Source organism: Ruegeria sp. HKCCD7296 (assembly GCF_013110775.1).
Classification (GTDB): Bacteria; Pseudomonadota; Alphaproteobacteria; order Rhodobacterales; family Rhodobacteraceae; genus Ruegeria.
In genome coordinates this window covers 20,955-44,750 of record NZ_WVRF01000002.1, presented here as the reverse complement: position 1 = coordinate 44,750, position 23,796 = coordinate 20,955, and the positions used below count along the sequence as shown (strand labels likewise).

23 protein-coding genes, 1 tRNA gene and 1 pseudogene are annotated in these 23,796 nt (G+C 55.1%); 17 read left to right on the top strand and 8 right to left on the bottom strand.

Translation table 11 applies throughout. The features are described from left to right. The first annotated feature begins 135 nt into the window (after window positions 1–135). On the top strand, window positions 136–759 hold the full coding sequence (locus GS632_RS02965) for a transglutaminase-like cysteine peptidase (RefSeq protein WP_171238879.1): 624 nt from the start codon (window positions 136–138) through the stop codon (window positions 757–759). 186 nt (window positions 760–945) lie between these two features. Here the strand turns inward: GS632_RS02965 and GS632_RS21970 are convergent, their stop codons facing one another. From GS632_RS21970 to GS632_RS02935, 6 genes and pseudogenes are all read right to left on the bottom strand, one after another. After that, window positions 946–1,491, bottom strand: a complete 546-nt coding sequence (locus tag GS632_RS21970) for a hypothetical protein (protein ID WP_216601709.1) — start codon at window positions 1,489–1,491, stop codon at window positions 946–948. 465 nt (window positions 1,492–1,956) lie between these two features. Continuing rightward, on the bottom strand, window positions 1,957–3,774 hold the full coding sequence (gene typA / locus GS632_RS02955; protein WP_171721411.1) for a translational GTPase TypA: 1,818 nt from the start codon (window positions 3,772–3,774) through the stop codon (window positions 1,957–1,959). A 76-nt stretch (window positions 3,775–3,850) separates the two neighbouring features. Next, window positions 3,851–4,186, bottom strand: a pseudogene (locus tag GS632_RS02950) (multidrug efflux SMR transporter). Between the two features lie 359 nt (window positions 4,187–4,545). Further along, complete coding sequence (locus GS632_RS02945) at window positions 4,546–5,715, bottom strand: HD domain-containing protein (protein WP_171238878.1); 1,170 nt, start codon at window positions 5,713–5,715, stop codon at window positions 4,546–4,548. Continuing rightward, window positions 5,712–5,957 carry a hypothetical protein gene (locus tag GS632_RS02940; protein ID WP_171174072.1) on the bottom strand — a complete coding sequence of 82 codons (246 nt, stop codon included), beginning with the start codon at window positions 5,955–5,957 and terminating at the stop codon, window positions 5,712–5,714. The genes GS632_RS02945 and GS632_RS02940 overlap by 4 nt, the downstream gene beginning before the upstream one ends. Beyond that, a complete protein-coding gene (locus GS632_RS02935; RefSeq protein WP_171174070.1) occupies window positions 5,957–6,610 on the bottom strand; it encodes an alpha/beta hydrolase in 654 nt (217 codons plus the stop codon). The genes GS632_RS02940 and GS632_RS02935 overlap by 1 nt, the downstream gene beginning before the upstream one ends. Before the next feature lie 179 nt (window positions 6,611–6,789). Here GS632_RS02935 and GS632_RS02930 point away from each other — a divergent pair, with 179 nt between their 5' ends. From GS632_RS02930 to GS632_RS02880, 11 genes are all read left to right on the top strand, one after another. Then, a complete protein-coding gene (locus GS632_RS02930) occupies window positions 6,790–7,248 on the top strand; it encodes an Rrf2 family transcriptional regulator (protein ID WP_171238877.1) in 459 nt (152 codons plus the stop codon). 51 nt (window positions 7,249–7,299) lie between these two features. After that, window positions 7,300–8,343 (top strand): cysteine desulfurase family protein, encoded by a 1,044-nt coding sequence (locus GS632_RS02925; protein WP_171238876.1) that lies wholly within the window; start codon window positions 7,300–7,302, stop codon window positions 8,341–8,343. Between the two features lie 18 nt (window positions 8,344–8,361). Next, window positions 8,362–9,882, top strand: a complete 1,521-nt coding sequence (gene sufB / locus GS632_RS02920; protein ID WP_171238875.1) for a Fe-S cluster assembly protein SufB — start codon at window positions 8,362–8,364, stop codon at window positions 9,880–9,882. A 2-nt stretch (window positions 9,883–9,884) separates the two neighbouring features. After that, a complete protein-coding gene (locus GS632_RS02915; protein WP_171721412.1) occupies window positions 9,885–10,655 on the top strand; it encodes an FkbM family methyltransferase in 771 nt (256 codons plus the stop codon). A 47-nt stretch (window positions 10,656–10,702) separates the two neighbouring features. After that, window positions 10,703–11,458 carry a Fe-S cluster assembly ATPase SufC gene (gene sufC, locus GS632_RS02910; protein WP_171176171.1) on the top strand — a complete coding sequence of 252 codons (756 nt, stop codon included), beginning with the start codon at window positions 10,703–10,705 and terminating at the stop codon, window positions 11,456–11,458. Then, complete coding sequence (locus tag GS632_RS02905; RefSeq protein ID WP_171721413.1) at window positions 11,458–12,738, top strand: SufD family Fe-S cluster assembly protein; 1,281 nt, start codon at window positions 11,458–11,460, stop codon at window positions 12,736–12,738. The genes sufC and GS632_RS02905 overlap by 1 nt, the downstream gene beginning before the upstream one ends. Continuing rightward, entirely contained in the window at window positions 12,738–13,223 is a 486-nt protein-coding gene (locus GS632_RS02900) for a YIP1 family protein (protein ID WP_171238872.1), read from the top strand. The genes GS632_RS02905 and GS632_RS02900 overlap by 1 nt, the downstream gene beginning before the upstream one ends. Further along, window positions 13,220–13,789 carry a Yip1 family protein gene (locus GS632_RS02895; protein ID WP_171238871.1) on the top strand — a complete coding sequence of 190 codons (570 nt, stop codon included), beginning with the start codon at window positions 13,220–13,222 and terminating at the stop codon, window positions 13,787–13,789. Before GS632_RS02900 ends, GS632_RS02895 begins: the two co-directional genes overlap by 4 nt. A gap of 11 nt (window positions 13,790–13,800) precedes the next feature. Next, a complete protein-coding gene (locus tag GS632_RS02890) occupies window positions 13,801–15,021 on the top strand; it encodes a cysteine desulfurase (protein ID WP_171721414.1) in 1,221 nt (406 codons plus the stop codon). A 77-nt stretch (window positions 15,022–15,098) separates the two neighbouring features. Beyond that, a tRNA-Arg gene (locus GS632_RS02885) sits at window positions 15,099–15,175 on the top strand. A 5-nt stretch (window positions 15,176–15,180) separates the two neighbouring features. After that, window positions 15,181–15,669 carry a hypothetical protein gene (locus GS632_RS02880; RefSeq protein ID WP_171174053.1) on the top strand — a complete coding sequence of 163 codons (489 nt, stop codon included), beginning with the start codon at window positions 15,181–15,183 and terminating at the stop codon, window positions 15,667–15,669. A gap of 62 nt (window positions 15,670–15,731) precedes the next feature. Here the strand turns inward: GS632_RS02880 and GS632_RS02875 are convergent, their stop codons facing one another. Beyond that, window positions 15,732–16,301, bottom strand: coding sequence for a DUF882 domain-containing protein (locus tag GS632_RS02875; protein ID WP_171234259.1), 570 nt, complete (start codon window positions 16,299–16,301; stop codon window positions 15,732–15,734). A gap of 355 nt (window positions 16,302–16,656) precedes the next feature. Between GS632_RS02875 and GS632_RS02870 the strand changes: the two genes are divergently transcribed. Genes GS632_RS02870 through GS632_RS02855 form a run of 4 tightly spaced genes read left to right on the top strand, consistent with a single transcriptional unit; the run spans window position 16,657 to window position 20,898 of the window. Beyond that, window positions 16,657–18,264, top strand: a complete 1,608-nt coding sequence (locus GS632_RS02870) for a murein L,D-transpeptidase (protein WP_171238869.1) — start codon at window positions 16,657–16,659, stop codon at window positions 18,262–18,264. A gap of 34 nt (window positions 18,265–18,298) precedes the next feature. After that, window positions 18,299–19,390 (top strand): UDP-3-O-(3-hydroxymyristoyl)glucosamine N-acyltransferase, encoded by a 1,092-nt coding sequence (gene lpxD / locus GS632_RS02865; RefSeq protein ID WP_171174047.1) that lies wholly within the window; start codon window positions 18,299–18,301, stop codon window positions 19,388–19,390. 32 nt (window positions 19,391–19,422) lie between these two features. Next, window positions 19,423–19,680, top strand: a complete 258-nt coding sequence (locus tag GS632_RS02860; protein WP_171238868.1) for an acyl carrier protein — start codon at window positions 19,423–19,425, stop codon at window positions 19,678–19,680. Between the two features lie 9 nt (window positions 19,681–19,689). Further along, a complete protein-coding gene (locus GS632_RS02855; RefSeq protein WP_171238867.1) occupies window positions 19,690–20,898 on the top strand; it encodes a beta-ketoacyl synthase in 1,209 nt (402 codons plus the stop codon). A gap of 62 nt (window positions 20,899–20,960) precedes the next feature. On the opposite strand, the gene GS632_RS02850 is transcribed toward GS632_RS02855, so the two are convergent. After that, complete coding sequence (locus tag GS632_RS02850) at window positions 20,961–21,569, bottom strand: invasion associated locus B family protein (protein WP_171238866.1); 609 nt, start codon at window positions 21,567–21,569, stop codon at window positions 20,961–20,963. Window positions 21,570–22,015: 446 nt separating this feature from the next. On the opposite strand from GS632_RS02850, the gene GS632_RS02845 reads away from it, so the two are divergent. Then, window positions 22,016–23,563 carry a helicase HerA-like domain-containing protein gene (locus tag GS632_RS02845; RefSeq protein WP_171238865.1) on the top strand — a complete coding sequence of 516 codons (1,548 nt, stop codon included), beginning with the start codon at window positions 22,016–22,018 and terminating at the stop codon, window positions 23,561–23,563. The last annotated feature ends 233 nt before the right edge of the window (window positions 23,564–23,796 follow it).

Sequence of the window (23,796 nt, the reverse complement as noted above, 5' to 3'; positions counted from 1 at the left end):
ACGAATTTTCGCCCTTTTTCATTTGCAGGTTCTCTATGATTGCGACTGAGGCCCGTTCAGCGATAGGTTCAAGAAGTGGAATATAGTCCTGCGGTATCGGCAATCATACGAATGATACTGAACCAGGGAATAGGCATGACATCATTGATCAAAACGACCAACGAACAGATTGCAGAGGTTTTGACCGCTGCCGCGTGTGTCATTGGCCTTGGGGTCGTGTTCCTGGCTTCGCCTATTAGCACAACAGATGCCCAGGCGTCGGAAGGGCGCTTTATTCCTGCTGTTGCTTCTTCACCGCCACCGTCCGGAGCGATAAACCTGTGTGATCAGTACCGTTGGGCATGTACGGCGAAACGTTCGGCGGCCCTGTCCAGTCAACAAGAACTAAAGGTTGTCGAACAAATAAACCGGCGGGTGAACAGATCCACCCGTGAAATTACTGATCAATCTCAATATAAAACTCGCGAACGGTGGGCGCTGCCGACGGCCCTTGGGGGTGACTGCGAGGATTTTGCGCTTCTGAAAAAGCGAGAGCTGGTTCATGCCGGTGTCGATCCAAACAAACTTTTGATCGCCACAGTTTTGGACACGCGCCGTATCCCACATGCGGTTCTTGTTTACCGGTCGGATCAAGGAGATCTTATCCTGGACAACCAAACCAATCGCATCAAACCCTGGGCAGCTACACGTTACCTGTTTCTGCGGATGCAAGACCCGAAACGGCCCAGTGGATGGGTCGGCATCTACGGGCACAGCTAAGGCTAGTGTGTATTTTTAACTTTGGGTATTTGATTCACGGGCGCAAGGTTATTACGCGCCCGTAATCTCTTCTTAGCTCACCTTGGTACTTCGAAATTTTGCACCAACCAAACCGGCAACGACAAATATTTATTCGTCAAAAAAGCAGGCCTTCGAATAAGGTTCAGCGACCAAGTTAGCTTGCGATCACCGCAACTCTTCGCCGGGTTCTTCGCCACCGGGTTCTTCGCCACCGGGTTCTTCACCACCAGGCTCTTCGCCACCGGGCTGTTCACCACCGGGCTGTTCGCCGGGTTCTTCGCCACCGGGTTCTTCGCCACCGGGTTCTTCACCACCAGGCTCTTCGCCACCGGGCTGTTCACCACCGGGCTGTTCGCCGGGTTCTTCGCCACCGGGTTCTTCGCCACCGGGTTCTTCACCACCAGGCTCTTCGCCACCGGGCTGTTCACCACCGGGCTGTTCGCCCTCTGGCTCGCCCCCGCGTGGTCCTTCTCCTCCTGGAGTTTCTCCTCCGGTGGTTTCCGGACTTCCGCTCGGACCAGATGGGCCCGGCCCGCCAGTAAGGCCTGTATCTTGGCCTTCATTTGCTGGACCATCCCCCGCTCTCTGATCGGAAGCGCCGATTGATGCTGTGGGGAGGTCAGTCAGCAAATCCGCAAGCGGCGAGCACTCTGCGCCCAAGCGTGCAACGATCTCCTGAAAATCAGCCCGACGCTGGATATAGCGCAGCATCCCGGATGTAACTGAATCGCATTCGCAGAGCACTCCAGGAGAACCAGCAGACTGGCGCGCCGTTTTGACAGTACACGCCCCACTTGCAAAAGCTTCGGTTACAGGAGCGACCACAAAAGTCGTGGCGGCTAAAAAAACTGGTAACTTAAGGGAACGAAAAACCATCATTAACTCCTTGGAACTCGGTACCTATCACGTGCATCCCTATGCACCATTATTTTGGTCGTGTGAGTGAAGATCATCACACTTCGGGCACATTTACACCTTGAGATCGACTTAATCGCAATATGTGGGAAGAGAGAATGGAGCAAAAATAATGCAATTTAAGGTAGAAAAGCACATGTTTTCAAGAAAAAGCCGGGTTTTTTGCCCGACTCTCCGAATTTCGTTTTTTGACCCATAGGAAGCAAAAATGCCACAGTATCGCCATTGTTTCCCATTTGGGTCGATACAGGCGCAGGTTGATTAGGCCGATTTCGCCATTCGTTTGCGTTCGTGAGGATCCAAAAAGCGTTTGCGCAGCCGCACAGCGTTCGGCGTCACCTCGACCAATTCGTCGTCATCGATATAGGCGATGGCTTCTTCCAGCGAAAATTGAACGTGAGGCGTCAGGCGCACTGCATCGTCCGAACCGCTTGCGCGGACGTTGGTGAGTTTCTTGCCCTTGAGCGGATTGACTTCCAGGTCGTTGTCGCGCGAATGCTCTCCGATCACCATGCCCTGATAGACGTCGGTCTGAGGGCCTACAAACATGCGGCCGCGCTCTTCCAAATTCCAGAGCGCATAAGCCACGGCCTGGCCGTTTTCCATCGAGATCAGAACGCCCGCGCGACGGCCCGGGATTTGACCTTTATGTGGGGCCCAGTCGTGGAACACACGGTTTAGAACACCTGTGCCACGAGTATCCGTCAAAAACTCGCCGTGATACCCGATCAGACCGCGCGAAGGTACATGCGCGATGATGCGTGTTTTGCCAGCACCGGCAGGGCGCATTTCGACCAATTCACCTTTTCGCGCACCTGTAATCTTTTCGATGACCGAGCCAGAATACTCATCGTCCACGTCGATTGTGACTTCCTCGATCGGTTCCAGCCGCTGGCCGTTTTCTTCGCGGAACAAAACCTGTGGGCGCGAGATACTGAGTTCGAAACCCTCGCGGCGCATGTTCTCGATCAGAACACCCATTTGCAATTCGCCGCGGCCGGCAACTTCGAACGCTTCACCGCCCGGCGTGTCGGTGATCCTGATCGCAACGTTCGATTCGGCTTCTTTCATGAGCCGGTCGCGGATGACGCGGGACTGAACCTTTTTACCGTCGCGGCCAGCCAACGGAGAGTCGTTGATACCAAAGGTCACGGTGATGGTTGGCGGGTCGATGGGCTGCGCGGGCAGCGCCTCTTCGACCTGCGGCGAAACCAGCGAATCCGCCACGGTTGCCTTACTCATGCCTGCAATGGTTACGATGTCACCAGCTTCGGCTACGTCGATGGGCTGTTGCGCCAAGCCGCGGAATGCCAGGATCTTCGAGGCTCGGAAGTTTTCGATCAGCGTGCCGTCGCGGCTAAGGGCCTTCAGGCTGTCACCCGCCTTCAAAGCTCCGCTTTCGACGCGACCGGTCAGAATGCGGCCGATGAACGGGTCGCTGCCAAGCGTCGTGGCCAACATCCGGAACGGTTGGTCTTTTTGATCGACCTGCTTGGGGGCAGGGACGTGATCGACGATCAGATCGAACAGTGCGCTCAGATCCTTGCGGGGACCGTCCAGTTCCATATCCGCCCAGCCAGAACGGCCCGAAGCATACATGGCCGGAAAATCCAGCTGGTCGTCATCGGCGCCAAGGTTGGCAAACAGGTCGAAACATTCGTCCAGAGCGCGGTCAGGCTCGGCATCGGGTTTGTCGACCTTGTTCAGAACTACGATCGGGCGCAGACCTAACGCTAGCGCCTTGGAGGTCACAAACTTGGTCTGCGGCATAGGGCCTTCCGCGGCATCGACCAGCAGAACCACGCCGTCGACCATGCTGAGAATCCGTTCAACCTCGCCACCGAAATCGGCGTGACCGGGGGTGTCGACGATGTTGATGCGGGTGCCATTCCATTCGACGGATGTTGCCTTAGCCAGAATGGTGATTCCGCGTTCGCGTTCCAGGTCATTACTGTCCATGGCTCGTTCTGCCACAGCTTGGTTTTCCCGGAACGCACCGGATTGTTTGAGAAGCTCATCCACCAGGGTCGTTTTGCCGTGGTCCACGTGAGCGATGATTGCGATGTTGCGCAGGTCCATGAGAGGTCAGCCTTTGAACGGGAAGTTGTCGCGCGCATAACGCGGCGCGGCAAAATATACCAGCCCTAACCGCAGATCAGTGGCCAGCAGTCTTCGAAAACAAGTGAATGATCAGAATTCCGGCCAGAATCATGGTCAGTCCAAGTATTGCAGGCCAATCCAGCTTTTGACCGAAAACCACAAACCCGATGAGCGCGATCAGAACAATGCCCAGGCCGGACCAGATTGCATAGACAATGCCCACGGGCATGGATTTCAGGGTTAGTCCCAGCAAGTAGAAAGCAACACCATACCCCAAAATGACAAGAACGGACGGTCAAAACCGGGTGAACTGCTGGCTCGCCTGTAGGGCGGTTGTGCCAATGGTTTCCGCCATAACGGCCAATAACAAAAACAGATAGGCTTGAGGCATTGCAGTCTCGCGGGGCTATAGGGTTTCAGCACCTCGAACACAGAATGTGTGGACAAGGCAAGGTCAGTCTCAAAGTTTAACTTCCGTCGGGTCAGGTATACCTTACTGTTATCAGCCTAGAATAAGTGTAAGATACTCCACATATTTTATTAATTGTTAATGAGTTTTGTTCGATGACGACATTCGCAAAGTCGATCGTTTTTGTTTCTGGTCTGATAGTGGCAGTTGGGTGGCTTGCTGACGGGGGGTCCGTCGATAATGAAGCAGCCGGTGTGGTTCAACAGTTTGATGGTAATCGTGTTTTTTAACGCCACTCAGAACTAAGAAGGGAAAAGGAGCCTTTGGGCTCCTTTTTTCTGTTATGCGTCTAACGGCGTCGCTTCGAAACTTTGGAAAAATGCCGCAAGTTGCGGGTGAAGCCAGTTCCATAGTTCAGGTGCTCCGGCTGTAATGGAGGGTTCAACCCGCGCTTTGAGCTGGGCGAGGGTAACGTTGTAGTCCGCCCACGACCCACCACCGTTTTCCAGATTGGCTATCGGTGTTTGAAAACGATCTACTGCCTTTGCGAACCTTGCGTCTGTACTCTTGGCGGCTTCGAACTCGAGCCACATATCCGTGAAATGCGCCTGCTGCATGTCCGGTAATAAGCCAAACAATCGCTGAGCTGCGGCCTGTTCCTTGACCTCTTGTTCGGCGTGGTTCACCTGTCCGTGAATAGGGTGATCTCCGGCGTCGATTTCGACGATATCGTGCAGAAGAAGCATCTGAAGCACACGATCCACGTTAATTTCTGATTGCGCGTGCTCAGCCAAAACCCAAGCGTAGAGCATAATATGCCAGGAATGCTCGGCAGAGTTCTCGAACCGATCCCCGGCCATCAGACGCGACGCGCGAATAACCGATTTCAGTTTGTCTGCCTCGGCCAAAAACGCGATCCGCGTTGAGAATGCGTTTTCCTCTGTTGCAGATCCGGCCAGCAAGGCCGTGGCTTGGTGATAGGCCAGCGGAAATACCTGTGAAAGATAGGCCGCGCGACCGCCATCCAGATTGGCCCGTGCAATTTTCACATGGTCCGGGTGAGGGTCCGAAGCGCACAGAACCTGAAACAGCGGCTGACACCGATCCAGGATTTTGGCAAATTGCGCGTCCGGTGTCTGATCCGATTCGAACTCCTGCCACAAAGACAGGAATGTCTGTGCTTGATCCCGGGGCAGTAAACCAAACAGTTCTGAGGCGGCTGCCTGTTCCGCCTCAGCCAGATGATCCCAGTCGGTTTCCAAGTGAATAGGATGGTCGCCAACCACGATCTCGACCAGATCGTGTAACAGCAACATACGAATGACTCGATCAATTGATACATTTGGCCCCGCCAAGGGGGCCATGACCAAGGCCCAAAGCGCCAGATGCCAGCTGTGTTCGGCAGAGTTTTCAGGCCGGGACTGATCGAGCAGGACATTTGCCCGCTCAACCATCTTCAACATGTCGGCCCGTTTCAAAAACGCAATTTGTGCCGACAACCGTTCCGTCATTGTTTTTCGATCGCTTTTTGTTTCGAGCGATGCGCAGCCAGGCGTTTGATGACAAATTGTCTGGCTTTGCGTTCCGCCAAGCGCACGCGGATTTCGGTCAAGTAGGCCTCTTCCAGCGATTGTGAAGCGGCCCCAAGAACTTCGCCGACCTCGACAAAGAAACGGTCTTCGCCAGTTTCGTCCATAACCTTCATCGTGTCTTCGGCCAGTTTGGCCGCAAGAGTTGTGATGGTGTCGGACATTAGCGGGTGTTCTCGGTCAAGCGACGTTTCACATAGTCACTGACATCGGTGATCAGCGTGTCCATGTGGCGATCCTGGAAGAAGTGGTCTGCGCCCTCGACCTCGGTGTGGGTGATCGTGATGCCTTTTTGTTCGTGCAGTTTGTTCACCAGTGACGTGGTGTCTGCCGGTGGGGCCACGCGGTCGGCTGATCCGTTAATGATCAGGCCCGAAGACGGGCAGGGCGCCAAGAACGAAAAGTCGTACATGTTGGCCGGAGGTGAAACACTGATGAACCCTGTGATCTCGGGCCGGCGCATCAGCAATTGCATGCCGATCCATGCCCCAAACGAAAACCCTGCGACCCAGCAGTGTTTCGAATTGTTGTTCATGGATTGCAGATAATCCAGCGCCGAGGCAGCATCGCTTAGTTCACCTACACCCTGATCATACTCGCCCTGACTGCGGCCAACGCCACGGAAGTTGAAGCGAAGCACGGTGAAGCCCATGTTGTAGAAGGCATAGTGCAGGTTATAGACCACCTTGTTGTTCATGGTCCCGCCAAATTGTGGATGCGGGTGAAGCACGATTGCGATCGGTGCGTCTTTTTCCTTTTGCGGGTGGTAGCGGCCTTCCAGGCGGCCTTCGGGTCCGGGAAAAATCACCTCGGGCATGTGTGCTTTGGTCCTGTCTTTTTCGTACGGGTGCCCGGATATACTTGACGATAATCGTCGGACACCTTAGAACGGTTCTAATTACATAACGTTGCGCGTCAGCGCTGTCAGTCGGAGATACGCACTGGCAGCGTCGGCGTCAATGATTTCGCGCAAATCCTGCTGAGAAGGGGCTAAATATGAAGCTGTCGACCAAAGGCCGATATGCGATGGTTGCCTTGGCGGATATTGCGTTGCAGCCAACAGACCGGCTTGTAACCCTTGGCGAGATCTCAGAGCGCCAGGATGTGTCGCTGCCTTATCTGGAACAGCTCTTTGTCAAACTTCGTCGCGCCGAGCTGGTGTCTTCAGTCCGTGGCCCGGGCGGCGGGTATCGTCTTGCGCGTCCCGCGTCGGAAATCCGTGTGGTCGAAATTTTGGCAGCAGTGGACGAAACGGTAGATGCTTTGCAGAAAGGGGCCGGGGCCTCTGGTGCGTCTTCAGGCAGCCGGGCGCAATCCCTGACCAACCGCCTTTGGGAAAGCCTGAGCGCGCATGTCTATGTGTTTTTGCATCAGACGCGCCTGTCTGACGTGATCAAGAACGACCTGGCTCCATGCCCCGCAGTGCCGAGCCTGTTCTCGGTGGTGGACGAGTAAGACGAAAAGGCGGCACCGTCATATGAAATCTGCTGGCAAAAAGATGCATCCATGAATCGTGTTTATCTGGATCATAACGCAACAACACCACTGCGCCCTGAGGCACGAGAGGCGATGATTGCCGCGATGGAAGTCTGCGGAAATCCGTCCTCTGTTCATGCCCAGGGCCGAGCTGCAAAGGCACTTGTCGAACGGGCGCGTGCACAGGTTGCAGCTGCTTTCGGCGCTGATGGTGCGGATATCGTTTTCACTTCGGGGTCGACCGAGGGCGCGGCATTAACTTTGGCCGGGCGCAATTTGCATGGTGCCGCAGTTGAACATGATGCGGTAAGGGCATGGATCCATGAGGATCTTCCGGTTTCTGCGGCCGGAGAGGTTCTGGTTGAGACACCAGAGGCTTCAACCGTTCAACTGGCAAATTCCGAGACTGGTATCGTTCAGACATTACCGCCCGGATTGGCTGTGACAGATGCCACGCAGGCATTTGGAAAGCTGCCGATTGCGTTTAATTGGATGTATGCCCAGATGGCTTTGGTCTCGGCGCATAAACTTGGTGGACCCAAGGGTGTTGGCGCCGTCGTGATGAAGCGCGGTACCGACCTGCCAGCTCTGATTAAGGGCGGAGGCCAGGAAATGGGGCGCCGCTCCGGCACTGAAAATGTCATTGGAATCGCTGGCTTCGGAGCCGCAGCTGAAGCCGCAGCACGTGACTTGGCGGATGGCGTTTGGGAGCAAATCGAAGAATTTAGAAATATTCTAGAAAACGCTCTTGAGGGCGCTGTAAAATCACCTATTTTTGTCGGGAAAGGGCGGCAACGCCTGCCGAACACCTTGTGTTTTGCCGCGCCGGGATGGAAGGGTGAAACCCAGGTCATGCAGATGGATCTGTCGGGTTTTGCGGTCAGTGCGGGCTCTGCCTGTTCCAGCGGCAAGGTTCGTGCCAGCGCGGTGCTCACCGCAATGGGTTTTGACGAGGTGACAGCCAGCAGCGCAATCCGCGTTTCGCTGGGCCCTCGGACAACGAAAGAAGATGTGCTGCGTTTCGCCGAAACGTGGCTTGAAAAAGAGAAAAAGCATCGCGCGCGGGCCGCGTGATCTGACGGAGGGTAAGTTATGGCCGCTTTGGACCAGACCCAGGTGAAAGAGGGTGTCGATCAGGAAACCGTGGATGCGGTACGCGAGGTCGGAACCTACAAGTACGGCTGGGACACTGATATTGAGATGGAGTACGCGCCGAAAGGTGTGAACCCGGATATCGTCCGTCTGATCTCGGAGAAGAACGAAGAGCCAGAGTGGATGACCGAATGGCGCTTGGCCGCGTTCGAGCGCTGGACCAAGATGAACGAACCAAAATGGGCGATGGTCAACTACCCTGAAATCGATTTCCAGAACCAGTATTACTATGCGCGTCCGAAATCGATGGAAGAAAAGCCAAAGTCTCTGGATGAGGTCGATCCCAAGCTGCTGGCCACATATGAAAAGCTTGGTATCCCACTGAAAGAACAGATGATTCTGGCTGGTGTCGAAGGTGTTGAAGACGCGCCTGCCGAAGGGCGCAAGGTTGCTGTGGACGCGGTGTTCGACTCGGTTTCTGTAGGTACGACCTTTCAGGCCGAACTGAAAAAGGCCGGGGTGATCTTCTGCTCGATCTCGGAAGCGATCAAAGAACACCCCGAGTTGGTCAAGAAATATCTTGGGACTGTCGTCCCAGTTTCGGACAACTTTTATGCGACACTGAACTCGGCTGTGTTTTCGGATGGGTCTTTTGTCTACATCCCGCCGGGCGTTCGGTGCCCGATGGAGCTGAGCACCTATTTCCGCATCAACGCCGAAAACACTGGCCAGTTCGAACGCACGCTGATCATCGCTGACAAGGGCTCGTACGTCTCTTATCTGGAAGGCTGCACTGCGCCCCAGCGTGATACGGCGCAGCTGCACGCGGCTGTTGTCGAGATCATCGTCGAAGAAGACGCCGAGGTGAAGTATTCGACCGTGCAAAACTGGTTCCCAGGGGATGAGAATGGCAAGGGTGGCATCTATAACTTTGTGACCAAACGCGCCGATTGCCGGGGCGATCGTTCCAAAGTCATGTGGACACAGGTGGAAACTGGGTCTGCCGTGACCTGGAAATACCCGTCCTGCATCCTCCGCGGCAATGAAAGCCAAGGCGAGTTCTACTCGATTGCGATTGCCAACAACTATCAGCAGGCCGACACCGGCACCAAGATGGTTCATCTGGGCAAGAACACCAAATCGCGCATTGTGTCCAAAGGCATCAGCGCAGGTAAAGCGCAGAACACCTATCGCGGTCTGGTCTCGATGCATCCGAAAGCTAAAGACAGCCGGAACTACACGCAGTGTGACAGTCTGTTGATCGGAGATAAATGCGGCGCGCATACGGTTCCGTATATTGAGGTCAAGAACAACTCGTCCCGCGTTGAGCATGAGGCGACGACGTCGAAAGTGGATGACGATCAACTGTTCTATTGCCGTCAGCGCGGCATGGACGAGGAAGAGGCCGTTGCGCTGGTTGTGAACGGGTTCTGCAAGGACGTATTGCAGGCGCTGCCGATGGAATTTGCCATGGAAGCGCAGCAGCTGGTGGCGATCTCGCTTGAGGGGAGCGTCGGCTAACAATGCGCCCGCGTTCCAAGATCAAACGGTTTGTTGACCGCACGGTTGCCAAACTATTTGTCAGCTTATGCGGCCCGTTCGTGCGGTATTGCGATGCCGGCGGTCAATTTCTGTTGTTCGAAGTGTCCAATCCACGTGATGTGATCCAAGGACGTCATTTTTGGGGTGATGTGTATGAGTTGGGTCTGCTCCAAGACATATCGCGCTATCTGCCGAAAAACGCGCAAATCTCTGATATTGGAGCCAATATTGGTAACCATGCAGTGTATTGGGGGCGCGCGTGTGCAACCAAGATCGTACGTGTGATCGAAGTTAACCCGGACGCTATCGCCATCTTGAAGCGCAACATCAAGCTTAACGGCCTGGAAGATGTTGTTGACAGTTCGAAACTGGGTGTTGGAGCAGGGCGCGAGGCTGCGTCTGGCTTTGAGCTTAAGCCAGAGGCGGGCAATCTAGGCGGCACGCAATTGACACTGGGATCTGGAAATCTGCGGGTAGAGCCCGGTGATACGCTTTTAGAAGGTATGACACCGGATCTGATCAAGATCGACGTTGAGGGCATGGAGCTGGACGTGTTGGCAGGGTTGTCCCGCACGGTGGCTGCGACGCGCCCCATCATCTTTGTCGAGGTAGATCACAAAAACCGCGCGTTCTTTCAGAAATGGATGGCCGAGCAAAACTACGAAACTCTTCGGAGCTTTGGGCAAGACCGCGACAATGAAAACTTCCTGATCGTTCCGGCCGAAAAGGCCGACACGTTCAAATCGAAATGACACCCGCGCAAGATGACGCGCGAATAGAGATGAGAGCCGAGGAAAATATGCTGGAAATCAAGAACCTGCACGTGCAGCTTGAAGAAGAAGACAAGCAAATTCTCAAAGGTGTGGACCTGACGGTTGAGGCCGGCAAGGTGCATGCGATCATGGGGCCCAATGGGTCGGGTAAGTCGACGCTCAGCTATGTTCTGTCCGGTCGCGACGGTTACGAGGTGACCGAAGGCTCGGCCACGCTGGACGGCGAAGACCTGTTGGAAATGGAACCGGAAGAGCGCGCCGCTGCGGGTGTATTCCTGGCGTTCCAGTACCCGGTGGAAATCCCGGGCGTTGGCAATATGACCTTCCTGCGGACTGCAGTGAATGCGCAACGCAAGGCACGTGGCGAAGAAGAGCTGTCGGCCGCCGACTTCCTGAAAGAAGTGCGCGCGAAGGCGAAAACTCTGAAGATCGACGCTGACATGTTGAAGCGTCCGGTCAATGTTGGCTTTTCGGGCGGTGAGAAAAAGCGCAACGAAATACTTCAGATGGCCATGCTGGAACCTAAGATGTGCATCATGGACGAGACAGACTCGGGCCTTGACGTGGATGCGATGAAGCTGGTGGCCGAAGGTGTGAATGCCCTGCGCGATGAAGGCCGTGGTTTCCTGGTGATCACGCACTACCAGCGTCTTTTGGATCACATCAAACCGGACGTCGTGCACATTATGGCCAATGGTCGTATCGTCAAGACCGGCGGTCCGGACCTCGCGCTTGAGGTCGAAAACAACGGTTATGCTGACATTCTTGCCGAGGTGAACTGATGGCCTTGCCCGAAGCAAAACAAACCGCAACCGAGGCGCGGCTATCTGCGCTGACCATGCCTGACGCAGGTTGCACGCGTGCCGCGCGCGAAGACGCTCTGGCACGTGTGCTTGAAACTGGCCTGCCTAACCGTCGCGACGAATACTGGAAATACACCCAACCTGACACTTTGGTGTCGCCCGAAGCGATGCCTGCTGCTGTCTTCTCAGATGATGAGCCGTTGGTATTCAGTGAGTTCGACCGGCTGAATATCGTTTTCGTGGACGGTGTATTCAGTGCCGAGGAATCGGATGATCTGTCGATGGAAGGTGTAAGCATCGACCGGCTTGAAGACATCTGCTGCAAAGACATTCACTGGGCCAAGGACCTGTATGGCGTTCTGGAAGCCCGCGGTCAGGTACCGGTCCAGCGCCCGCTGGCAGCGCTGAACACGGCATTTGCGTCGGATGGTGTTGCCATTCACGTGACAGGCAAACCGTCCAAACCGATCAACCTGATCTATCGCCACGCTTCGCCGACGTCAGACGCGATCCTGCATCACGTGGTTCGGGTGGAAAGCGGGGCCGAGGCGACCATCCTTGAAACTGGTCCAGCAGCCTCGCGCTTTAACAAATGCATGGAAATCGACATTGCCGACAAGGGTACGCTGCATCATGTCCGTGCACAGGGCAGGGACCATGAGCGTCGCGCGGCGACCCATATGTTCACACGTCTGGGCACGGAATCGGTCTATAAATCCTTCACTTTGACGGTGAATGGCGTTCTGACCCGCAATGAACAGGTTGTAGAACTAACCGGCGACGATGCGGTTGCGCATGTGGCGGGGGCCTGCGTTGGCGATGGCGAGTTTCACCATGACGACACAGTCTTCATCACGCATGACGCAGTGAATTGTGAAAGCCGTCAGGTGTTCAAGAAAGTGCTGCGCAACGGTGCGACCGGCGTGTTCCAAGGCAAGATTCTTGTGAAGGAAGGGGCTCAGAAAACCGACGGCTACCAGATCAGCCAGTCGCTGCTTCTGGATGACGACAGCCAGTTCCTAGCCAAACCCGAGCTTGAGATTTACGCCGATGATGTGGCGTGTTCGCATGGCTCGACTTCGGGCGCGATTGACGAAACCGCACTGTTCTACCTGCGCTCGCGCGGGGTTCCGACCAAGGACGCGACCAATATGCTGACACTTGCGTTCCTGGCCGAAGCGGTCGACGAAATCGAAGACAGCGCGTTGGCCGAAGCGATTGTCAGCCGTCTGGAGGGGTGGCTCGACCGCCGCAGCTGATGGCTCTTTCGTCAGATATTTTGGCAACTTACCGGGGGCCGGGGCGCGTTGTGCGTCGGCTTCTGGATTTGGGGCCTCGTGAAGACCGCGCGCTAGTGTTTGTCATGGGCTTTTGCATCGTCGCGTTTATTGCGCAGATGCCAGGGCTCGCACGGCAGGCTCATCTGGAAGGTGTTGAACTGAATATGTTGCTGGGCGGTGCGCTGCTGGGCACCGTGTTTATCTTGCCGTTGTTCTTCTACACGCTGGCTTTGGTCTCGCATTGGGCCGCGCGTCTGGTTGGCGGCAAGGGCACTGCTTATGGGGCAAGGCTGGCCCTGTTCTGGGCGCTGCTTTCGTCTGCACCGCTGGTTTTGCTGAATGGTCTGGTAGCTGGGTTCATCGGACCCGGACCTGCTTTGTCAATTGTAGGCTTCCTGTGGGTTGCTGTTTTTGTCTGGTTCTGGTTATCGGGTCTCAGGCAAGTACAAAGGGCGGCTGAATGACTATTCCACCACTAGGTCCACTGGCTGTTCTGACGCTCAGACGGCCTGCCGAAGCGGCCCGTCAGATTTTGGCCCTGGATCTGGGGCGAGAAGCAGTCTGGCTAGCGTTCGCTCTAGCTGTGGTTATCAGCAGCCTCGTCCAATTAGCACTCCGTTTAACGGCTCAAACTTTGCCGAATGACCAACCGTCCCAAGCTTTCGATAGCATTTCGATAATTTTGCTTACCTCTGCCGGTGGATTGCTTCTGAGCGTACTGGCTTTTCTGTTGGTCGGGCGGGTACTTGGTGGACGTGCAACGCTTTCTGGCCTGTTGTCCCTCATGATCTGGCTAAGTTTGTTGCAAAGCGTTGCGTCGTTGGCCATGGCCTTATCCACAGTGGCCTTGCCCGCTGTATCGCTTCTCTTGGGGCTGGCAACCCTGGGGTGGAGCCTTTACATAACGCTCCATTTTTTAAACGAGGCGCATCAGTTCGGCTCACTCGGCAAGGCTTTTGCTGTGATCCTGCTGGCCGCGATCGTCGCCTTGCCCATTGTTCTGATGTTCACCCCAACCGGACCTGTCTAGGAAATACGCTTATGTATGATGTGCAGAAAATCCGCTCTGACTTTCCGATCCTGTCACGTCAGGTCAATGGCAAGCCTTTGACCTATCTGGATAATGGCGCTTCGGCTCAGAAGCCACAGGTCGTCATAGACGCCGTGACTCGGGCGTATGCCGAGGAATATTCCAACGTCCATCGCGGTCTGCACTACCTGTCCAACCTTGCGACCGAGAAATACGAATCCGTGCGCGGCACCATCGCCCGCTTTCTTGGCGCATCTAATGAAGACGAAATCGTCCTGAACTCGGGCACGACCGAAGGGATCAACCTTGTCGCTTACGGCTGGGCAATGCCGCGCCTTGAAGCCGGGGATGAGATCGTTCTGAGCGTCATGGAACATCACGCCAACATCGTGCCCTGGCATTTTCTGCGTGAACGGCAGGGCGTTATTTTAAAATGGGTCGATGTGGATACAGAGGGTGGGCTGGACCCTCAGGCCGTGATTGATGCGATTGGCCCAAAGACCAAACTGGTCGCGGTGACCCAGTGTTCAAACGTCCTGGGTACTGTCGTGGATGTCAAAGCCATCACAGATGGCGCCCATGCCAAAGGCGTTCCGGTTCTGGTGGATGGCAGCCAGGGTGCAGTCCATATGCCGGTGAATGTCGAAGAGATCGGCTGTGATTTCTACGCGATCACAGGTCACAAGCTCTATGGTCCGTCCGGTTCCGGGGCGATCTTCATCAAATCCGAGCGCATGACCGAAATGCGCCCCTTTATAGGCGGCGGGGACATGATCAAGGAGGTCGGCAAAGATCAGGTCATTTATAACGATCCACCAATGAAGTTCGAAGCTGGCACGCCGGGTATCGTTCAGACGATAGGTTTGGGCGTGGCCTTGGACTACATGATGGAGCTTGGAATGGCGAACATTGCGGCGCATGAGTCCAGTCTACGCGATTATACCATGCAGCGATTGATGGGCTTGAACTGGTTGCAGGTTCAAGGCACGCGCCCCGACAAGGCCGCTATCTTCAGCTTTACACTGGACGGGGCGGGGCATGCCCATGATGTGTCGACCATCCTGGACAAAAAAGGCGTCGCTGTTCGCGCAGGTCATCACTGCGCCGGGCCACTGATGGACCACCTGGGTGTAACTGCAACATGCCGCGCCAGTTTCGGTCTGTATAACACCACGGAAGAGGTCGACATTCTGATCGATGCCCTTGAATTGGCACATGATCTTTTCGCCTGACTTTGATCCGAAACTGAGCGCAACGGGCACGATTTCCAGTTGCACCCAAGTCGGATCAAGGTTAGCTAACGACCAACGCACCTGTAGCTCAGCTGGATAGAGCGCTGCCCTCCGAAGGCAGAGGCCAGAGGTTCGAATCCTCTCAGGTGCGCCACTTTCTTGCATGTTCTCAACCACTTTGAACGGATTCTAAGTACAGTTTCGTCGGATATTGAGAACGCCCGCAGGCACACTCTTCGAAGTGTAATTTTTTATCAGCACATTTTGCTATACACTTTCCCGATGGGGTTGGTTCGCGTCACCTTTGATGGAGGAAAGAACGTGCAAGTCATCTCTTCAAAAAAATTGTTTTTCGTTGTGGTCGTAACAGTAGCGGTTTTGGGCTGTACTGTTATTTCGGGTTATTCCCTCCCCAGCGTTATAAGCTGGATAATAGTCGGAGTGGTGCTTGCATTCATCCTTGGCAAGCTGACCGACGACGATCCAAACAGCGACGATGAAGCAGAGAGCAGCGATGTGTCTGTGTCTAATGTTTATTCTGATGTCGAAAAGGAAAAGGCGCGTGAGTCTGGCAGCTCGACCGCCGAGGCTGCATCCAGTAGCGACTCGGGTGACGCAGGCGGAGGAGGTGGAGATGCGGGGATATAGCAGGTAAAACCAGTTTTCCTGCTAAAGCGTTTCAGAAACGCGAAAACCGTTTGGTGTGCGCTTTAACCACGCCAGCTGCGAACGACTCCGCAATCCATATGAACGAAATTGGAACCGTAGTATTGGCCGACACCACCTGCGCGGCACGAAATAGCTGCTTTGGCCATCTGCGAGACCGAGCGAGAAGCTAGACGCAGGTCAGCAGCCTGACCTTCCATATGGAGCGATTTTCGCGCAACGCGACGCGACCGGGAACGCAACATAGCGTTGGTCTGCGGAGAGCGATAGCCGGACAGCAACATATAAGGTTCATTCACATCCAAAAGGTTGTGTGATGCTGCCATGATATCAATCGCGCGTAAATCGATGGATTTTACCTGATCTGTACGCCAATCACGCATGAAGTGGTTCACTTCTTTGACAGCGTCCTTGATATACTTACCATCGACCCAATAAATCATATCCAACCGTTCGCCCGTGCGACCGGAATACATACGAATGCGACGAATATCGCCGCCGCCACGCAAAAAGCCCGCTGCATTGGAGTAGGTGGGAGCTGCCGCGACTGCGGTTGCTGCAAACGCGCCCAATAGGGCACGCCGGGTCAAGCCCGAGGAACTGCTCTTTGTCATTTTTGGTTCGTCCCGTACTGTTCCTGCCTGCGCACGATGTTACGCGCGCCGTATTAATTTTTTCCCATCCCAGATGCGATTTTTATGACACAATCGGAATCGGTGGCCAAGAAGTGTTTCAGATTCACCATTTCAAGGGGGAAATTTCGGCAGTTTTTTGCGCAAATGACACAGTACTTCTTAGAAACTGTGCAACTGCGAAGCTTTCGCCGACAGGCCGATGCAAACACGCATCAGCCACCAACAGAAGCGATTGAGTAAGGTATTTGTGAATAGACAAGCTTTGCCGCCCAAACCCATAGTTGTTTGACGCACATATCCCAAGTCCAAGCTATTGAATACTCAAGGCCCTATAATGCTTTCTGTTTTCCGCACCAGTACCAGTATCTTTCTCACCGCGTGTTTTACCGCGACGGCAAGCTTTGCGAACACGGCTTCTGACCCCGCGCCGAACACCGCGTTTCAAATGGCGGTTGCGGAACACACTCCGCAGACCTCAAATATAGCAGAGTTCTATCGCACGAATGGGTTTTCACCCATTTGGGTCGGTGAAACGGTTGAGCATGCAAATCGTCGTGCCGCGCTGATAAATGCGTTGTCCAAGGCCCAAATGCACGGTCTGCCACAGTCGGATGCAACAGTCGCAGCTTTGATAGAGAAAATGGAGCAGGCCCGTTCAGTTCGTGATCTTGGTGCGGTTGAGGCAGAACTCAGCCGGGCTTTTATCGAATATGCTGACGCGCTTTACTCGGGAACTGTTGAGCCCGGACGTGTGGACGATGGCCTTGTTCGGACATTGAAACGTCGGAGCGCGGCCGAGCATTTGGCCGGTTTGGCTGATCAAGGCGCGCAATATCTGGAACAATTGCCACCCCAAACACGTCAGTACCGAGCACTAATGAAGCAAAAGCTTCTGCTGGAGGACCTGGTAAACCAGGGAGGTTGGGGCGCAACTGTGCCCGTTTCCAAACTGGAATTCGGTGACACAGGACCGAATGTTGTTAAACTGCGCAATCGTCTGGTGATGATGGGTTACATGAAGCCATCGGCCAGCCCGTCTTTTGACGACGCACTGCTGGCTGGCGTTCAGGCGTTTCAAACTGCACATGGGTTGGAGCCTGACGGCGTTGCGGGCAAGGGAACAATCACCGAGTTGAACCGGCCAGCATCGGACCGTTTGAAAGCTGTTCACGTAGCGCTCGAACGCGAACGCTGGTTGCCAAGGGAACGTGGCACGCGCCATATCCTTGTGAATCAGGCGGACTTTTCAGCCAAAATTGTTGATGACGGGCAAGTCACGTTTGAAACCCGCGCGGTGATTGGCAAGAACACATATGATCGCCGCAGCCCCGAGTTTTCTGATGTGATGGAGCATATGGTGATCAACCCCAGCTGGTATGTGCCGCGCTCGATCATAACCAAGGAATATCTGCCGAAACTGCAATCCAATCCAAATGCGGTGGGTCACATAGAAATCACCGACCGCAGCGGTCGTCAGGTTAATCGCGGGGCGGTGGATTTCACTCAGTTCACGGCGCGAAACTTCCCGTTTGCGATGCGCCAACCCCCCAGCAAAAGCAATGCGCTGGGTTTGGTGAAGTTCATGTTTCCCAACAAGCACAACATCTATCTGCATGATACGCCTCAGAAAAGTTTGTTTGCGCGTGAAGTGCGGGCGTTCTCACATGGCTGTATCCGTTTGGCGCAGCCTTTCGAGTTTGCGTATGCGCTGCTGGCAAAACAAGAGGAAGACCCCAAGGCGTTCTTTCACCGTGTTCTCAAGACCGGCAAGGAAACCAAAGTTGAACTGGATCAACATGTGCCGGTGCATCTGATCTATCGGACGGCCTATATCGGCCCCAAGGGTCAAGTGCAGTATCGTCGCGACGTCTATAACCGCGATGCCAAGATTTGGGACGCTCTGCAAAAGGCAGGGGTGGCCCTGCAAGACGTTCAGGGGTAAGCACGGGTCAAATCCTGCCAAAAGGAAACCCGTCATGCAGTTTACCGTTCAACACATTGCTGAAGCTCTGGGTGCAGAATGTCAGGGCGATGGCGGCCTTACAATTTTGCGTGCCGCCGAACCCGGAGACGCGGGTCCAACAGATTTGGCGATGGCGATGTCTCCGAAATATGCCGAGGCACTTTCGGGTGGAGAGGCACGTGCTGCGGTTCTTTGGGAAGGGGCCGATTGGCAAGCGTTGGGTCTGCGCGCGGCCATCTTTGTCACGCGCCCTCGCATGGCCATGGCAGGCATTACTTCGATGCTTGATCGCGGGCAGGGGGCCGAGCCGGGCATTCATCCGTCAGCCGTTATTGATCCAACGGCAGAGATTGGTGCTAACGTTTCTATCGGGCCTCTGACAGTTGTTGGTGCGCGCGCACGGATTGGCGAAGGTTCCGAAATCGGCGCGCATTGCACGATAGGCATCGATGCCACGCTAGGAAAGCGTGCCTTGCTGCGCGAAATGGTCAGTATTGGGGCCCGCGCGCAGATCGGAGACCGTTTTATTGCGCAACCTGGTGCGCGGATCGGAGGCGATGGCTTCAGCTATGTCACCCCCGAAGTTTCGGGTGCTGAGAATGCGCGCAAAACCATGGGCGATCAGGGCGAAGCCAAGGCGCAAAGTTGGCTGCGCATTCACTCTCTAGGGGCGGTTGAGATCGGAGATGACGTCGAGGTTGGCTCGAACTGCACAGTCGATAACGGCACGATCAGAAACACCCGGATCGGGGACGGCTCGAAACTGGATAATCTTGTCCATGTCGGTCACAACACCCGAGTCGGACGGGATTGTCTGCTATGTGGGCAAACCGGCGTGTCTGGGTCTGTAGAGATTGGGAACAATGTTGTCCTTGGTGGCCAAACCGGGGTCGCCGACAACATTTTCATAGGCGACGGCGTGATCGCCGGTGGGGGTACCAAAATCCTGTCCAATGTCCCTGCTGGAAGGGTTATTATGGGCTATCCGGCGGTCAAGATGGACACCCACACCAATATCTATAAATCCCAGCGCCGACTGCCTCGTCTGGCCCGCGACGTCGAGGCACTCAAAAAGGCTGTTTTCAAACAGTCCTCAAGCGACTAAATCATCGACAGATTGAAAATCAGGGGATCGACATGAGCATCAGCGACCGCGTCATCGCAATCATTGCAGAGCAGGCCGTGCTGGAGCCATCGGATGTGACGCCCGAAAGCACACTGGAAGATCTGGGCATCGATAGTCTGGGTCTGGTCGAAAGCATCTTTGCAATCGAGGAAGAGTTCGACATTTCAGTCCCGTTCAATGCGAACGAACCAGAAGCTAACGATTTCGACATTTCCAATGTGGCTGCGATCATCACCGGGATCGAGCAGCTTGTGTCGGAAAAGGTCTGACCTGCTCTCATGAAACGTGTTGTCATTACCGGCGCAGGTACGATCAACTCTCTGGGCCATTCGGTTCCCGACACTTTGGAGGCCATGCGCGAAGGGCGCTGTGGCATTTCGGAACTGGAGTTTCGCGACGTCGAACGTCTGGCCATCAAGATCGGTGGTCAAGTTCGGGGGTTCGAGGCGGAAGGGCGGTTCAATCGTCAGCAGATGTCCTTGTACGACCGGTTCACTCAGTTCACTCTGACTGCTGCCAAAGAAGCGATTGACCAGTCGGGTATTGAGTTTCACGGCGAATTGGCCGCCAGATCCGGTGTTGTACTTGGCACGGCGGGCGGGGGCGTTTCGACCTGGGATGACAATTACCGTTCGGTCTATGAGGATGGTAAGAACCGGGTTCACCCGTTTGTTGTTCCAAAGCTGATGAACAATGCGGCTGCCAGCCACGTGTCCATGGAGCATAACCTCAAAGGCCCCAGCTTTACGGTCTCGACCGCCTGTGCCTCTTCCAACCACGCCATGGCGCAGGCCTTTCAGATGGTACGCAGCGGGGCCGCCCCGGCGATGATCACAGGCGGGTCTGAATCCATGCTGTGTTTCGGCGGGATCAAAGCGTGGGAAGGTTTGCGCGTGATGTCCAAGGACGCCTGCCGCCCGTTCAGCGCCAACCGCAACGGAATGGTTCAGGGCGAAGGGGCTGGCATCTTTGTTTTCGAAGAATATGAGCACGCGCGCGCGCGCGGCGCGGGGATACTGTGTGAAGTTGTCGGTTTTGCGATGTCGTCGGATGCAGCAGATATTGTGATGCCAAGCAAGCAAGGGGCTGCACGTGCAATGGCGGGCGCTCTGGCGGATGCAAGGCTGAACGCCAGCGATGTCTGTTATATCAACGCCCACGGCACAGGCACTGCAGCCAATGACAAAACCGAATGTGCAGCAGTCGCAGATGTGTTTGGACCGCACGCGGATGATCTGATGATCTCGTCCACCAAATCCATGCATGGACATTTGATTGGAGGCACCGGAGCGGTAGAGCTTCTGGCCTGTATCATGGCGCTGCGGGACGGTGTCATTGCACCAACCATCGGCTATGAAGAGCCGGATCCGGAATGTGCGTTGGACGTGGTGCCGAATGAAGCTCGTGAAGCAAAGGTTGACGTTGCTTTAAGCAACGCGTTTGCGTTCGGTGGGCTGAATGCCGTCTTGGCCTTGAAGCGCGTCTGAGAATACCTGACGCTCAGTTTTGAAAGGCCGCTTTGTGACAAAGCGGCCCTTGTTGCATTAAATCAGTTTTGCAAGACTTCCAACTGATCATATCCACTGGTGAAACCGGCCAGCGACATTTCGATTTGCAACAGTTGATTGGGGGCAAGGATGGACACCATAGATATGGTGGCCGTGCTACCAGCCTTCATTGCGTCGATGTCACCTTGCGTGAAACCCAACTGAGCAACGCAGCCAACCGGGTTACAGTGATGATAGTTGTATCGCTTGCTTGGTGCCCCATCGATGGATACCGCGATCTGCGCTTGCAGCAAGGTCTCCAACGGCACGATCAGGCTGGCACCAGCCACGGCTGCAGCACCCTCGGGAAGCTTGTTGATCGAGATTTCCGCAATGGGTTGACCCTCGGCACCCGAAAGAATTTGACGCAACAAACAAGGGTCATTGTCTGCTTCGGTCTTAAGGCAGGTAATGTTCCAGTCGCCACTTGTTTCCTTAACGTATTGCTCGCCAACACGGGGGCCAGTTTCCCCCAGGTCTAGCTCTTGCGTCGCTTCGGTCTGAGGTGTCTCGGCCTGTTGTTGGGTTTCGTCAGTGGATTCTTGAGCGTTGACCGCACTGCTCAGAAAGACGGCGGCCAGAACATTCGCGGAAAGAAGGTGCTTGATCATGAATGCCTCGGTTTGATGATTGCGCTTTTTGCCTCATGTAGCATTGTTCTGAACCGGTGTCAGGCACTAACAGACCCGCCCTGATCAACGTGAACAAATTCTTGCTCTTACGGCGGAAAAGGGTCCTTCGACCATAAAGAAAGGGAGCCGTTTGATCAGCTCCCTCCCTCAAAAGGTTCTCCCCGTCGGACTGGCCGACTTATTTATGCGCAAACCCTACGAGAGCGGCGCTGGTGGGTCAACAGCTATCCTGAAAATTTAATCTGCCAATCAGCACATACACATGTATTGGCGCAGACAAAAAAGCCGTGCCCGAAGGCACGGCCAGTCGACAGGGAGGAAGTCTGCCCCACGTGATCCGAACCTCCGCAGGGCAAAATGACTATCGCAGTCAAAGGTTAACTTTGTATGCTGGACACGGATCGGTGAACTATAAGGCAGTGTTAATGGGCAAAATTATTTTTTTGGGCGGCGGTGGCGAAGGGTATGGCACTCCGCAGGAATTGACGTTGAACTACGCAAACCGCCACGGCTTGATTGCCGGAGCCACCGGAACGGGCAAAACCGTAACGCTGCAAATCCTGGCTGAAGGGTTCTCGCAAGCCGGCGTTCCGGTTTTCCTTTCGGACATCAAGGGCGACCTGTCTGGTCTGGCCTTGGCCGGAAGTCCGACACATAAACTGCATCAGGCCTTTCTGGACCGCGCTGACCGTATCGGGTTTTCGGATTTCAACTATTCTGCCTGCCCGGTGACCTTCTGGGACCTGTTTGGCGAACAAGGCCATCCGGTGCGCACGACGGTCACGGAAATGGGGCCGCTGCTGCTGTCGCGTTTGATGGAACTTAGCGAAGCGCAAGAAGGTATTTTGAACATCGCGTTCCGTGTGGCCGATGAAGAAGGGATGCCGTTGCTGGATCTGAAGGACCTTCAGGCGTTGATGGTCTGGATCGGAGAGAACCGTGCGCAGCTATCCTTGCGCTATGGCAACGTGTCGACATCCTCGATTGGCGCAATCCAAAGACGTTTGCTGGTGCTGGAAAACCAAGGTGGCTCGAAACTGTTTGGCGAACCTGCCCTGGATCTGGCCGACCTTATGCGCACGGATGATAACGGGCAGGGCATGGTGAACATCCTCGCCTCTGACAAATTGATGGGCTCGCCCCGGCTCTATGCCACTTTCCTGCTCTGGCTGTTGAGTGAATTGTTCGAAGAACTGCCCGAGGTCGGCGACCCCGAGAAACCAAAGCTGGTCTTTTTCTTCGACGAAGCGCATTTGCTGTTTGACGATGCCCCCAAGGTTTTGGTGGACAAGGTAGAACAGGTGGCGCGTCTGATCAGATCGAAGGGCGTCGGGGTATATTTCATCACGCAAAACCCGGCGGATATTCCTGAAGACATTCTGGGCCAACTGGGCAATCGCGTCCAACACGCCTTGCGCGCCTTCACAGCGCGAGACCGCAAGAACCTGCGTATGGCCGCCGAAACGTACCGAGAGAACCCGGCTTTCGACACCGAAGCCGCGATCCGAGAGGTCGGGGTCGGAGAGGCCGTGACCTCGATGCTGCAAAAGAAGGGCGTTCCGGGCATTGTCCAACGCACCTTGATTCGTCCTCCGGGATCTCAGCTGGGGCCGATTTCTGGCGCTGATCGCAAAGCGATTTTGGCGGCGTCCCCGATGGCAGGCAAGTATGACAAAGGTGTGGACCGAAAGTCTGCATTTGAAATCCTGCAGGCTCGTGCCGATGCGGCGGCAAAATCTGCGGAACAGGCAGAAGCAGACGAGGTGCTAGAGGCTCAATCACCAATGGAGCGGGAGTTTTCTGCAGCTCGCAGATACTCAGGCAGCAGGGTGGGGCGATCGTCTTCTCGTGTGCAGCGCAAGAAAGACACGTTTGCGACGGCGATGACCGAAGCCGTCATCAAGGAGCTAAAAGGAACAACCGGGCGACGTATCGTGCGCGGTATTCTGGGTGGTTTGTTCAAAAACAGATAGCGGCGCGGCGCCCAAAATGGGCGCCGACACAGTTATTTCAGGCGACGTTGACCCTCTTGTCGGCAATAGGCATCTGCTTGGGGTACCGACATCTTCGTCGCTGGAAAATCGATGGCGCGATCCCAGGTGACTCTATCCTGGCGATACAGCTGACAAGTCACTACGCCCTGGGGCGTCTGTACCTTAACAGGTGCTGTTTCCAGGTCTTCTGGTCTGGGGATGCAGGCGGCTGT